The sequence below is a fragment of the Roseovarius sp. MMSF_3350 genome (assembly GCF_030733425.1).
In the GTDB taxonomy this organism is placed as follows: Bacteria; Pseudomonadota; Alphaproteobacteria; order Rhodobacterales; family Rhodobacteraceae; genus Roseovarius.
The window spans coordinates 345001-357784 of the sequence record NZ_JASHIZ010000001.1 but is presented as its reverse complement, the minus strand read 5'-3'; the positions used below and the strand labels follow the sequence as shown (position 1 = coordinate 357784).

Here is a 12784-nt window from a genome sequence, read left to right as displayed (position 1 = left end):
ACGCCACCCATGCCTCAGATCGGCATCAGCGCCCAGTAATCCAGGTCCAGCAACACATGGCGCAGGTACTTGCCGTCCTCGCCGCGCAGGCCGAACGCCTCGCCACCCTTGGTCGCCACCAGCCGCAGCCGCAGCGCGCCCACACCCGGCGCGTCGGTCTCGGCTCGGTCCAGCACCTCGGACCATGCCCTGACGGTATCCCCGGCAAAGCACGGGTTCACGTGACTGCCCGCGTTGATCGCCGCGATCATCTGCGCATTGGCCAGCCCGTTGAAGCTCAGCGCGCGCGCCATCGAAATCACGTGCCCGCCATAGATCAGCCGCTTGCCGTCCTCGCGCTGGGTCGCGTCGAAATGCGTCTTCGAGGTGTTCTGCCACAGGCGCGTCGCCATCATGTGCTCGGCTTCCTCGATGGTCACGCCATCGACATGGTCGATCGTCTCGCCGACCTCGTAATCGCCCCAGCGATGCGGCTCGCCCGCCAGCGTCAGGTCGTATTCCGAGAAATCCAGCCCCGCTGGAACAACCAGATCCTCCGCCGCCACATGCGGCGCGGTCTCCGGCACCACGGGCTCGGGCGCGGGCGCATCCACGTCCTTTTTGCGCACCATCACCCAGCGGACGAACTGCAACACCGGCTCGTCCTTCTGGTTCAGGCCCGTGGTCCGCACCCAGACGATCCCGGTCTTGCCGCTGGAGGTCTGCTTGACCCCGATCACCTCGGACTCCGAGCGCAGCGTATCGCCCGCATAGACCGGCCGCAGCCACCGCGCCTCGGCATAGCCCAAATTCGCCACCGCGTTCAGCGAGATGTCCGGCACGCTCTTGCCGAAGACGATGTGAAACGCCGCCAGATCGTCTATCGGGCTTTCAGGCAGGCCACACGCCCGCGCGAACGCGTCCGAGGAATAAAGCGCGTGGCGCGCCGGATAAAGCGCATGGTAAAGCGCCCGCTCGCCCCCCGACACGGTGCGCGGCACCGCATGCGGGATCACGTCACCGACGCTGTAATCCTCGAAGAACCGCCCCGCATTGGTCTTGGCCATGCTCACTGCTCTCCCAGCTTGGTGTCGGGCGTATAGGTGCCCTCGGCCTCTTTCACCACGGCCTGCCCGCACCGCATCACGCCATTGGCCGCGTCGAACGCATAGGTCGGGCTGCCATAGAGCTCCCACCCCTTGTTCAGCGCGTCGGTCACCTTGTGGCAAAAGGCCGACGTGTCATCGGCCGACAGGAATCGATAAAGTTTCATATGTTCACCCAAACACCGGATAGCCCAGCCAGTAATGCACGGCCACGATCAGGCCGTAGACCACGACACTGCCCGCCACCGCGGCGATTTCCTTGGATTTCGGCGCCGGGTCGGGGCGCACCCATTCCGGCTGCGCCTTGTTGATCACGATCATTTCGATCACCGCCCAGGCCAGCAGCCCGCCGAACAGGATGAACGACGGCACATCCCCGTTCACCAACAGGTGCGCCAGCGCCCAGACCTTGACCGCGCCCAGCATCGGATGCCGCATCCTGCGCGCCAGCGCGGTTTTCATGCCAGCGGCGGCGAACATGTAGACCGACAGCAGCATCAACAGGTTGTTGATCCCCACCGTTGCCGGGTGCCGCCCCCAGAAAAACGCGCCATCGGCGGCCTGGTAGCCCTTGGTCATCATCCAGATGCTGACCAGCAGCACCACGGCGATCACCGCCTTGCCCGCGTTGCCCATCGCCGCCCTCGGCCCCGGCGCGATCCGTTTGAACAGATGCGTCCCGGACCAAAGCAGCACGCCTGCGATCAGCAATCCCATGATCTACTCCGCCGCCATCTGTGCAATCGCCTCGGCCTTCGCCAGCGTCCGCTGCGCCGCGACGACATGCAGGTTTTCCACGATCTGCCCGTCCACGACGGCAATCCCCTGCCCCTGCTTCTTGCTTTCCTCGTAGGCCTCGATCTGGCGCATCGCCATGTCGATCTCGGACTGCGTGGGCGCAAAGGCCGTGTTGGCGATGTCGATCTGGTCGGGATGGATCAGCGTCTTGCCGTCAAAGCCCAGGTCGCGGCCATGCTCGCATTCCAGCTTCAGCCCGTCGCCGTCGCGGAAGCGGTTGTAGACACCGTCCAGCGCCACCACGCCCCGTGCCGCTCGCGCCGCCATCACGATCATCTGCAACGACGCCAGCAGCGGCATCCGGTCGGCGCGAAACCGGCATCCCAGTTCCTTGGTCAGGTCGTTCGTACCGGCCACCAGCCCCGTCACCTGCCGGTGGGCCGCGATCTCGCGGGCGTTGAACACGCTGGCGGGCGTCTCCATCATCGTCCAGATCGGGATCTCGGTGCCGATCAGATCCGACAGGTTGTCGACATCCGCATAGGTGTTCACCTTGGGCTGCAGGATCACGTCCGCACCCGCATCGCCCAGCACGCGGGCATCCTCGAACCCCCATTCGGTGGTCAGCGCGTTGATCCGCACGACCTTCACGCGGTTGCCATAGCCCCCGTCGCTCAGCGCCTGCGCCAGCGTCTGGCGCGCCTCGGCCTTGGCATCGGGCGCCACGGCATCCTCCAGGTCAAAGATGATCGCGTCGGTGGGCAGGGTGCGCGCCTTGTCCAGCGCCCGTTCCTTCGAGCCGGGAATATAAAGGACGGATCGGTAAGGATGGGTGGTAAGGTCCATGGCGTGCCCCGCTGTCTGGTCGAAATTTTCTTGCGCGGGAATTCGCCATTTTTGGAACGAAAGTTCAAGACCTTTCTCGCCGCATTGCAGAATAGCCCCCTGCCGCGCGTCCCTCCCCAGCGGCTGCGAACGGTCCGTTAACCCTGGCTTGATACGGTCGCCTCCACGCTGTCTGCACCAGAAAAAGGGCAGGGACCCAACGCAGAAAGGGTAAGACGATGAAGACCACACTGATGATGATTGCCACGCTCGTGGCCACGGGTCTGTCCGGTCCCGCCTTCGCCGCGAACTGCGCGCCCCGCGATGCGGTCGTCGACCGGCTCGCCTCCAAGTATGGCGAGTCGCGGCAATCCATGGGCCTTGGCGCCAACAACGCGGTGATCGAGGTGTTCGCCTCGTCCGAGACCGGCACCTGGACGATCACCGTCACCTCGGTGCATGGCGTGACCTGCCTTGTCGCCAGCGGCCAGTCCTTCGAGGAACTGGACGAGGTGCTGCCTGTCGATGGCGACGACGCCTGACACCGCGCGGGCGGTGCGCCGCCCGCGCAGCAGATTCGCCGCCGCAGCCCCGGGGGCAACCAATTCGATGCGCCCCGCCGCCATCAAGGCGCGCACCCTAAGCACCTGAGAATTCAGCGGCTTTCGGCACGCCTACCGTGCCTCGCCCGCCTGCCGTCGACGCGCCGCAGTGCAGCACACTTGAATTGACCCCGGTTTGCGACTACCCCGTAGCGCGAAAACAACCCCACCGGAGATCAATTTCCATGGCCAGACCCAAGATCGCCCTCATCGGCGCCGGACAAATCGGCGGCACGCTCGCCCATCTCGCCGCCATCAAGGAACTGGGCGATGTCGTCCTCTTTGACATCGCCGAGGGCACGCCGGAGGGCAAGGCGCTCGACATCGCCGAATCCGGCCCTGCCGAAGGCTTCGACGCCGCGCTCAAGGGCACGCAGGATTATGCCGACATCGCCGGCGCCGACGTCTGCATCGTCACCGCCGGTGTCCCCCGCAAGCCCGGGATGAGCCGCGACGACCTTCTGGGCATCAACCTCAAGGTCATGAAATCCGTGGGCGAGGGCATTGCCGCCAACGCCCCCGACGCCTTCGTCATCTGCATCACCAACCCGCTCGACGCGATGGTCTGGGCGCTTCAGAAATTCTCGGGACTTCCGCCAGAGAAGGTTTGCGGCATGGCTGGTGTGCTCGACAGCGCCCGCTTCCGCCACTTCCTCAGCCTGGAATTCAACGTCTCGATGAAGGACGTCAGCGCCTTCGTGCTGGGCGGCCACGGCGACACCATGGTGCCCTGCGTGCGCTACTCCACCGTCGCCGGCATCCCGCTGCCCGACCTCGTCGACATGGGCTGGACCACGCAAGAGAAACTCGACGCGATCGTGCAGCGCACCCGTGACGGCGGCGCCGAGATCGTCGGCCTGCTGAAAACCGGCTCGGCCTTCTACGCCCCCGCCACCTCGGCCATCGAAATGGCCGAAGCCTACCTCAAGGACCAAAAACGCGTCCTGCCCTGCGCCGCCCATTGCGACGGGGAATTCGGCCTCAAGGGCATGTATGTGGGCGTGCCCACCGTGATCGGCGCCGGCGGGATCGAGAAGATCGTCAACATCAAGCTCAACAAGCAAGAGCAGGAAATGTTCGACACCTCCGTCAAGGCCGTGAAGGGCCTGGTCGAGGCCTGCAAGGGCATCGACAGCTCGCTCGGCTGAACTCCGGCCCATAGCCTGCAATCAGAACGCGCGGTCCGGATCGGCCCGCGCGTTTTTTGTTTCGGCAGACCGCGGGCTGACACCGCCAGCGTTTCGATTCGTCATGCATATCAACGCCCTGTTTTGTGATCACAGCGCAAAATCGTGTGATCACAAATGGCGGAAATTCGCCGCAAAACGCGGGCCATGTCACGAAAGGGGTTAAGTCCCGCTTCATCCTATGGCTATACCAGATGCAAACGTACAGAAAGATGGGAAATCCGCATGAACATCCATGAATACCAGGCGAAGGCCTTGCTGCGCTCTTACGGGGCGCCTGTTTCGGACGGGCGTGTCGTGTTGCGCGCGGAAGAGGCGAAGACGGCGGCGGGTGAGCTTGACGGCCCCGTCTGGGTGGTCAAGGCGCAGATTCATGCGGGCGGCCGCGGCAAGGGCACCTTCAAGGAGGAAGGCGCCGGCGACAAGGGCGGCGTGCGCATCACCAAGTCGGTCTCCGAGGCCGCCGAGGAAGCCAAGAAGATGCTGGGCCGTACCCTGGTGACCAAGCAGACCGGCGAGGCCGGCAAGCAGGTGGGCCGCATCTATATCGAGGAAGGCGCCGCCATCGCCAAGGAGTTCTACCTCGCCCTTCTGGTCGACCGGGTGACGTCCCGCGTCAGCTTCGTCGCCTCCACCGAGGGCGGCATGGACATCGAGGAAGTGGCCGAAAAGACGCCCGAGAAGATCCTCAGCCTGAGCGTCGATCCGGCCACCGGCTATCAGCCCTTTCATGGCCGCCGCATCGCCTTCATGCTCGAGCTCGAGGGCGCGGCGGTCAAGCAATGCGTCAAGCTGATGGGCACGCTCTACAAGATGTTCCTGGAAAAGGACATGGAGATGCTCGAGATCAACCCGCTGATCCTCACCGAGGGCGGCGAGCTCAAGTGCCTCGACGCCAAGATGGGCTTTGACTCCAACGCGGTCTACCGCCACGCGGACATCGCCGAGCTGCGCGACACCACCGAGGAAGACCCCAAGGAGCTGGAGGCGTCGAAGTACGACCTCAACTACATCGCGCTCGACGGCGAGATCGGCTGCATGGTCAACGGCGCGGGCCTGGCCATGGCGACGATGGACATCATCAAGCTCTACGGCGCGGAACCGGCCAACTTCCTCGACGTGGGCGGGGGGGCCACCAAGGACAAGGTGACGGAAGCCTTCAAGATCATCACCTCCGACCCGCAGGTGAAGGGCATCCTGGTGAACATCTTCGGCGGCATCATGCGCTGCGACGTGATCGCCGAGGGCGTGGTCGCGGCCGTCAAGGAAGTGGGCCTGAAAGTGCCGCTCGTCGTCCGGCTCGAGGGCACCAATGTCGAGAAGGGCAAGGAGATCATCAACAACTCCGACGTTGACGTGATCGCCGCCGACGACCTCAAGGACGGCGCCCAGAAAATCGTCAAGGCGGTGAAGGGATGAAAATGCCTGTAAAAGCAAGAAGTTGGCTGGAGTACCCATTCTGGGTCGATTGGGTGGGACCGGATTGGCTAGATCCAGGCCTGAAGAGGTCAGATTGGGCTAGCCGTCCGTTCGAACAGAGAAAAGACGCGATTGATTTTGCAACCGCGCTTGAAGAAACTGGTTCAGCTATCGTTCTCTATGAGCGAGGAACAGCTTCGGACGGTTCAAGTGACAGCTTGTTCATCTTCCATCAGATCAATGCGGAAGACGAATTCCACGACGGCGATGATTTGACCAAAATCAAGTCCGGTTTTGGTTACCGTTGGACCGATGGAAGAACTTCGAGAACACCCGAAAAATACAAACCGCTGCGAGGAGCCTAATAAGTGGCCGTCCTCGAAAATCCTCAAGGCGGTGAAGAGGTGAACACCCCTTCAGCAAATTCCCGGGCGTTGCCACACGCGCGCGCCCGCAGATCCGCGCGCGCGGCAGCCAAGGCCGGCCTGCTGGCCGCAACGCTCCTGCTTGCCGCCTGCGGAACCGGCGGCGACGGGATCTCGCGCTCCGACACCGACCCGGTCAGCCTCGACCGCGTGATCACGCTCAACGACAGCATCTGCGGCCCGACCCGACCCGATTTTGCCGGGGCCAGGGCGCGCATGGTGGCCGAGGGCCTGACGGTCGAGGAGGGCGGGCGCAACTTCTCGCCCACCGAGGCCGTTTCCGCCGCCGTCACCCGCACGCCAGAGGGCCGCACCTTCTGTGCCGTCAGCGCGCGGTTCCCGGGCAATGTCTACACGCTGGAACAGGCCATGACCGAACGCTTCGGCGCGCCGCGCATGACCGATCGGATCACCCCGCCCGCGCGCGTCTACAACCTGGGCGCCAAGGGCAACATGATCCTGGTGATCCGCGACACGCCGGGCCGCACCGTGACCGCCTATGACCTCGGCTATGCCACGGGCATCTGAGGCCCCGAAGATATCCTCGCGCGGGGGCTGAACCCCGCGCCAAGACCAACAAGACCCCGGTTGCCGGGGAAGAGATCATCAAGGAAGGAGACGCCACAATGGCCGTTCTCGTCGACAAGAATACCAAAGTCATCTGCCAGGGCCTGACCGGCAGCCAGGGCACGTTCCACACCGAGCAAGCGATTGCCTACGGCACGCAGATGGTCGGCGGCGTCACCCCCGGCAAGGGCGGCCAGACGCATCTGGACCTGCCCGTGTTCAACTCGGTCCATGAGGCCATGCATGAAACCGGCGCCAACGCGTCCGTCATCTACGTGCCGCCGCCCTTCGCCGCGGACAGCATCCTGGAAGCCATCGACGCCGAGATCCCGCTGATCGTCTGCATCACCGAAGGCATTCCGGTTCTGGACATGATGCGCGTCAAGCGCGCGCTCGAAGGCAGCACATCCACCCTCATCGGCCCGAACTGCCCCGGCATCATCACGCCCGATGCGTGCAAGATCGGCATCATGCCCGGCCATATCCACAAACGCGGTTCGGTCGGCGTCGTCTCCCGCTCCGGCACGCTCACCTACGAGGCCGTGAAGCAGACCTCCGACGTTGGCCTCGGCCAGTCGACCTGCGTCGGCATCGGCGGCGACCCCATCAAGGGCACCGAGCATATCGACGTGCTGGAATGGTTCCTCGCCGACGATGAAACCGAAAGCATCATCATGATCGGCGAGATCGGCGGCAGCGCCGAGGAAGACGCAGCACAGTTCCTCAAGGACGAGGCCAAGAAAGGCCGCTCCAAACCCTGCGCCGGCTTCATCGCCGGCCGCACCGCCCCCCCGGGCCGTCGCATGGGCCACGCCGGCGCCATCGTCGCCGGCGGCAAGGGCGGCGCCGACGACAAGATCGAGGCGATGAAATCCGCCGGCATCACCGTCGCCGAATCCCCCGCAGGCCTCGGCGAGGCCGTGCTGAAAGCGATTGGAAAATGACCCGTAGGGTGGGGTTGCACCCCACCCGCCCTTCCGCAGCGGCGGGATGAAATCCCGCCCTACGGTCAACCCCAACGAGGGAGCCTGAGATGACCGACCAATCCCCCAACGACCAGTTCCACGCCTCCAGTTTCATGCAGGGGCACAACGCGGAGTATCTCGAACAGCTTTACGCGCGATACGCCAACGACCCCAATGCGGTCGACGAGGCCTGGCAGGCCTTCTTCCGGGAACTGGGCGACGGGGATACGGACGTCAAGAAAGAGGCCGCCGGGCCAAGCTGGGCGCGCCCCGACTGGCCGCCGCAGCCCGCCGATGATCTGACCAGCGCGCTGACCGGCGACTACCCGACCGAAATCGAGGCGCGACAAGCCGGCGACAAGATCAAGTCGAAGGCCGCCGAGAAGGGGGTCGAGGTCTCAGACGACGCGGTGAAACGCGCCGTGCTCGACTCCGTCCGCGCCCTCATGCTGATCCGCGCCTACCGCATCCGCGGCCACTTGGCCGCCGATCTCGACCCGCTGGGCCTGCGCGAAAGCCCCGACCGCCCCGAGCTTGATCCGAAATCCTACGGCTTCACCGATGCCGACATGGACCGGCCCATCTTCATCGACAACGTGCTGGGCCTGCAGGTTGCCTCGATCCGCGAGATCCTCGCCATCGTCAAACGCACCTATTGTGGCACCTTCGCCCTGCAATACATGCACATCTCCGACCCCGAAGAGAGCGCCTGGCTGAAAGAGCGCATCGAGGGCTACGACAAGGAAATCACCTTTACCCGCGAAGGCCGCAAGGCGATCCTGAACAAGCTGGTCGAGGCCGAGGGCTTCGAGAAATACCTGCACGTGAAATACATGGGCACCAAGCGCTTTGGCCTCGACGGGGGCGAGGCGCTGATTCCGGCCATGGAACAGATCATCAAGCGCGGCGGACAGCTGGGCCTGAAGGAGATCGTCATCGGCATGCCCCACCGCGGCCGCCTGTCGGTGCTGGCCAACGTGATGGGCAAACCCTACCGCGCCATCTTCAACGAATTCCAGGGCGGCTCGTTCAAGCCCGAGGACGTGGACGGCTCGGGCGACGTGAAATACCATCTCGGCGCCTCCTCGGACCGCGAATTCGACGGCAACACCGTGCACCTGTCGCTCACGGCCAACCCAAGCCACCTCGAGGCCGTGAACCCCGTCGTGCTGGGCAAATCCCGCGCCAAGCAGGATCAACTGGCCGACCGCGAGCGCACCGCGGTCATGCCGCTCCTGCTGCATGGCGACGCGGCCTTTGCCGGACAGGGCGTCGTGGCCGAATGCTTTGGCCTCTCGGGGCTGAAGGGCCACAAGACCGGCGGCACCATGCACCTTGTGGTGAACAACCAGATCGGTTTCACCACTGCGCCGCACTTCTCGCGCTCCTCGCCCTATCCCACGGATATCGCCCTGATGGTCGAGGCGCCCATCTTCCACGTCAACGGCGACGACCCCGAGGCCGTGGTGCACGCCGCCAAGGTCGCCACCGAGTTCCGCCAGAAGTTCCGCAAGGACGTGGTGATCGACATCATCTGCTACCGCCGCTTCGGTCACAACGAAGGCGACGAGCCGATGTTCACCAACCCGATCATGTACAAGAAGATCAAGTCGCAGAAGACCACGCTGTCGCTCTACACCGAGCGGCTGGTAAAGGACGGCCTCATCCCCGAGGGCGAGATCGACGACATGAAGGCCGCGTTCCAGTCCTACCTCGCCGACGAGTTCGAAGCCGGCAAGGAATACCGCCCGAACAAGGCCGACTGGCTGGACGGCAAGTGGTCCCATCTCGACAGCAAGGACGAGGATTACCAGCGCGGCGAAACCGCCATCAAGAAAAAGACCATGGCCGAAATCGGCCGCGCCCTGACCACCCCTCCCGAGGGCACGCCGCTGCACAAGACCGTGTCACGGCTCCTGGAAACCAAGGCCAGGATGTTCGAAACCGGCGAAGGCTTCGATTGGGCCACCGCCGAGGCGCTGGCGTTCGGCTCGCTCCTGACCGAGGGCTACCGCGTGCGCCTGTCTGGCCAGGACAGCACCCGCGGCACCTTCAGCCAGCGGCACTCCGGCCTGATCGACCAGGATTCGGAAGAACGCTACTATCCGCTCAACCACATCCGCGAAGGCCAGGCGCAGTACGAGGTCATCGACTCGATGCTCTCGGAATACGCCGTGTTGGGGTTTGAGTATGGCTACACCCTGTCCGAGCCCAACGCGCTCACCTTGTGGGAGGCCCAGTTCGGCGACTTCGCCAACGGCGCCCAGATCATGTTCGACCAGTTCATCAGCTCAGGCGAATCCAAGTGGCTCCGCATGTCCGGCCTCGTCTGCCTGCTGCCCCACGGCTACGAAGGGCAAGGCCCGGAACACTCCTCCGCACGCCTCGAACGCTTCCTGCAGATGTGCGGACAAGACAACTGGATCGTCGCCAACTGCTCGACCCCGGCGAACTATTTCCACATCCTGCGCCGGCAGCTGCACCGCACCTACCGCAAGCCGCTCATCCTGATGACGCCGAAATCGCTTCTGCGCCACAAGCTGTGCGTCTCCAAGGCCGAGGAATTCACCACCGGCAGCAGCTTTCACCGCGTGCTCTGGGACGATGCCCAATACGGCAATTCCGAGCTCAAGCTGAAATCCGACGACAAGATCAAGCGCGTCGTCATGTGCTCGGGCAAGGTCTATTTCGACCTTCTGGAAGAACGCGACAACCGCGGGCTGGACGATGTCTATCTCCTGCGCGTCGAGCAGTTCTACCCGTTCCCCGCAATCTCCATGGTCAAGGAGCTGGAACGCTTCAAGAAGGCCGAGATGGTCTGGTGCCAGGAAGAACCCAAGAACCAGGGCGCCTGGAGCTTCATCGAGCCCAACATCGAGTGGGTGCTCGAACGCATCAAGGCCAAGCACACCCGTCCGGTCTATGCCGGGCGCTCCGCCTCCGCCTCGCCCGCAACCGGGCTTGCCAGCCAACACAAGGCCCAACAAGAAGCGCTGATTGATGCCGCGCTGACGATCGAAGGATAACACGTAATGACCACCGAAGTACGCGTGCCCACCCTGGGCGAATCCGTGACCGAAGCCACCGTCGCCACCTGGTTCAAAAAGGCCGGCGACAAGGTCGAGGCCGACGAGATGCTGTGCGAGCTGGAAACCGACAAGGTCACCGTCGAGGTCCCCTCGCCCGCCGCCGGCACATTGGCCGAGATCGTCGCGCAAGAGGGCGAGACCGTGGGCGTCGACGCCCTGCTCGCTACCCTGTCCGAAGGCGACAGCGGCTCCGACAGCGCGCCCAGGAAGGCCGAGAAGACCGCAGAGAAAAGCGCCGAGTCCGAGTCCGGCAAGTCCGGCGGCGAAAGCGGCGGCAGCGGCGGCCGCGCATCGGGAGGCGACACCAATGTCATGGTTCCGACCCTGGGCGAATCCGTAAGCGAGGCGACCGTCTCGACCTGGTTCAAGAAGGTCGGCGACACTGTCAGCCAGGACGAAATGCTCTGCGAACTGGAAACCGACAAGGTCTCGGTCGAGGTTCCCGCGCCCGCGGCCGGGACGCTTACCGATATCTTCGCCCAGGAAGGCGACACGGTACAGGCAAACGCCAAGCTGGCCGTGATTTCGGGCGGCGCGGACGGCACGGTGGAACCCGCCGAACGTCCCGCTCCCAAGGATGCCACGGCCAAGACGGATGACGCCCCGGCCACCGCCAATGGCGGCCAGTACACCACCCCGCCTGCGGGCCGCGATATCGAGGATGCGCCCTCGGCCAAAAAGGCGATGGCCGAAAAGGGCCTCGGCCGCGATCAGGTGCAGGGCTCGGGCCGCGACGGCCGCGTGATGAAAGAAGACGTCGCACGCGCCGCAGCCGCCGCCAGCAGCGCCGCGCCCGCCGCCTCGTCGGCCCCCGCACAGGCGCCCCGCGCGCCGGTGTCGGCCGAGGATGCCAGCCGCGAGGAACGGGTCAAGATGACAAGGCTAAGGCAGACCATCGCCCGCCGCCTCAAGGACAGCCAGAACACCGCCGCCATGCTCACCACCTATAACGAGGTGGACATGACCGAGGTGATGGCCCTGCGGAACGAGTACAAGGACGAGTTCCAGAAGAAGCATGGCGTCAAGCTGGGCTTCATGTCCTTCTTCACCAAGGCCTGCTGCCACGCGCTGAAAGAGGTGCCCGAGGTCAACGCCGAGATCGACGGCACCGATATCGTCTACAAGAACTTCGTGCACATGGGCATCGCGACAGGCACGCCCACCGGCCTCGTGGTTCCGGTGATCCGCGACGCCGACGCGCTCGGCTTTGCCGATATCGAGAAAGCCATCGCCGAAAAAGGCGCCCGCGCCCGCGACGGCAAGCTCTCCATGGCCGAAATGCAGGGCGGCACCTTCACCATCTCCAACGGCGGCGTCTACGGCTCGCTGATGTCCTCGCCCATCCTCAACCCGCCGCAATCGGGCATCTTGGGGATGCACAAGATCCAGCAGCGCCCGATGGTGGTCAACGGCGAGATCAAGGCGCGGCCGATGATGTACCTCGCCCTCAGCTACGACCACCGCATCGTCGACGGCAAGGGCGCCGTGACCTTCCTCGTCCGCGTCAAGGACGCGCTCGAGGATCCGCGGCGGTTGTTGATGGATTTGTGACGTCGCGCGTGGGTTTTCACCCACCCTACGGGTATCTCGTAGGGTGGGGTTTCACCCCACCATTCCGCAACACCAATGCGCAAACCGGACACACCCCATGACCACCCAACTCCTCCTCCGCTACGACAGCTTCGACCAGGGCGCCCACGACTCCCATGCCGAGGACCGGGCCAATGCCGGTCTCACCCAGCTTCAGATGTGGCGCGAGGGCACGGCCACCCATTGGGTTCTCTTCGACGTCAATGACATCGCCCGCGCCAGGGCCTGGGTCGACAAGGAAACCGGCCTCGGCCACGGCCCCGCCGCCTCCCACATGCTGGAGACGGCATGA

At 64.5% G+C, this 12784-nt stretch carries 13 protein-coding genes; 9 read left to right on the top strand and 4 right to left on the bottom strand.

The annotated features are described in order from the left end of the window. Positions 1–14: 14 nt before the first annotated feature. From RBB31_RS01750 to RBB31_RS01735, 4 genes are read right to left on the bottom strand one after another with little or no spacing between them, the layout of a single operon-like run. The gene (locus RBB31_RS01750) at positions 15–1046 is read right to left on the bottom strand and encodes a MaoC family dehydratase (protein WP_306127534.1); all 1032 of its coding nucleotides are present in this window, start codon (positions 1044–1046) and stop codon (positions 15–17) included. Positions 1047–1048: 2 nt separating this feature from the next. Beyond that, complete coding sequence (locus RBB31_RS01745; RefSeq protein ID WP_306127533.1) at positions 1049–1252, bottom strand: DUF1737 domain-containing protein; 204 nt, start codon at positions 1250–1252, stop codon at positions 1049–1051. 4 nt (positions 1253–1256) lie between these two features. Next, complete coding sequence (locus RBB31_RS01740; protein ID WP_306127532.1) at positions 1257–1802, bottom strand: NnrU family protein; 546 nt, start codon at positions 1800–1802, stop codon at positions 1257–1259. 3 nt (positions 1803–1805) lie between these two features. Next, on the bottom strand, positions 1806–2669 hold the full coding sequence (locus RBB31_RS01735; protein ID WP_306127531.1) for a CoA ester lyase: 864 nt from the start codon (positions 2667–2669) through the stop codon (positions 1806–1808). A 233-nt stretch (positions 2670–2902) separates the two neighbouring features. On the opposite strand from RBB31_RS01735, the gene RBB31_RS01730 reads away from it, so the two are divergent. The 9 genes from RBB31_RS01730 (at position 2903) to RBB31_RS01690 (ending at position 12784) form a co-directional block, all read left to right on the top strand. Further along, the gene (locus RBB31_RS01730; RefSeq protein WP_306127686.1) at positions 2903–3190 is read left to right on the top strand and encodes a hypothetical protein; all 288 of its coding nucleotides are present in this window, start codon (positions 2903–2905) and stop codon (positions 3188–3190) included. A 245-nt stretch (positions 3191–3435) separates the two neighbouring features. After that, entirely contained in the window at positions 3436–4398 is a 963-nt protein-coding gene (gene mdh, locus RBB31_RS01725; RefSeq protein ID WP_306127530.1) for a malate dehydrogenase, read from the top strand. Positions 4399–4662: 264 nt separating this feature from the next. Beyond that, positions 4663–5856: an ADP-forming succinate--CoA ligase subunit beta gene (sucC, locus tag RBB31_RS01720; RefSeq protein ID WP_306127529.1), complete on the top strand. Its 1194-nt coding sequence runs from the start codon at positions 4663–4665 to the stop codon at positions 5854–5856. Next, entirely contained in the window at positions 5853–6221 is a 369-nt protein-coding gene (locus tag RBB31_RS01715) for a hypothetical protein (RefSeq protein ID WP_306127528.1), read from the top strand. Before sucC ends, RBB31_RS01715 begins: the two co-directional genes overlap by 4 nt. A gap of 69 nt (positions 6222–6290) precedes the next feature. Beyond that, positions 6291–6809, top strand: coding sequence for a hypothetical protein (locus tag RBB31_RS01710; protein ID WP_306127527.1), 519 nt, complete (start codon positions 6291–6293; stop codon positions 6807–6809). Positions 6810–6907: 98 nt separating this feature from the next. Then, entirely contained in the window at positions 6908–7792 is an 885-nt protein-coding gene (gene sucD / locus RBB31_RS01705; RefSeq protein WP_222451048.1) for a succinate--CoA ligase subunit alpha, read from the top strand. 89 nt (positions 7793–7881) lie between these two features. Beyond that, complete coding sequence (locus RBB31_RS01700; protein ID WP_306127526.1) at positions 7882–10839, top strand: 2-oxoglutarate dehydrogenase E1 component; 2958 nt, start codon at positions 7882–7884, stop codon at positions 10837–10839. Between the two features lie 6 nt (positions 10840–10845). Next, the gene (gene odhB, locus RBB31_RS01695; protein WP_306127525.1) at positions 10846–12453 is read left to right on the top strand and encodes a 2-oxoglutarate dehydrogenase complex dihydrolipoyllysine-residue succinyltransferase; all 1608 of its coding nucleotides are present in this window, start codon (positions 10846–10848) and stop codon (positions 12451–12453) included. Positions 12454–12550: 97 nt separating this feature from the next. Beyond that, positions 12551–12784 carry a hypothetical protein gene (locus tag RBB31_RS01690; RefSeq protein ID WP_306127524.1) on the top strand — a complete coding sequence of 78 codons (234 nt, stop codon included), beginning with the start codon at positions 12551–12553 and terminating at the stop codon, positions 12782–12784.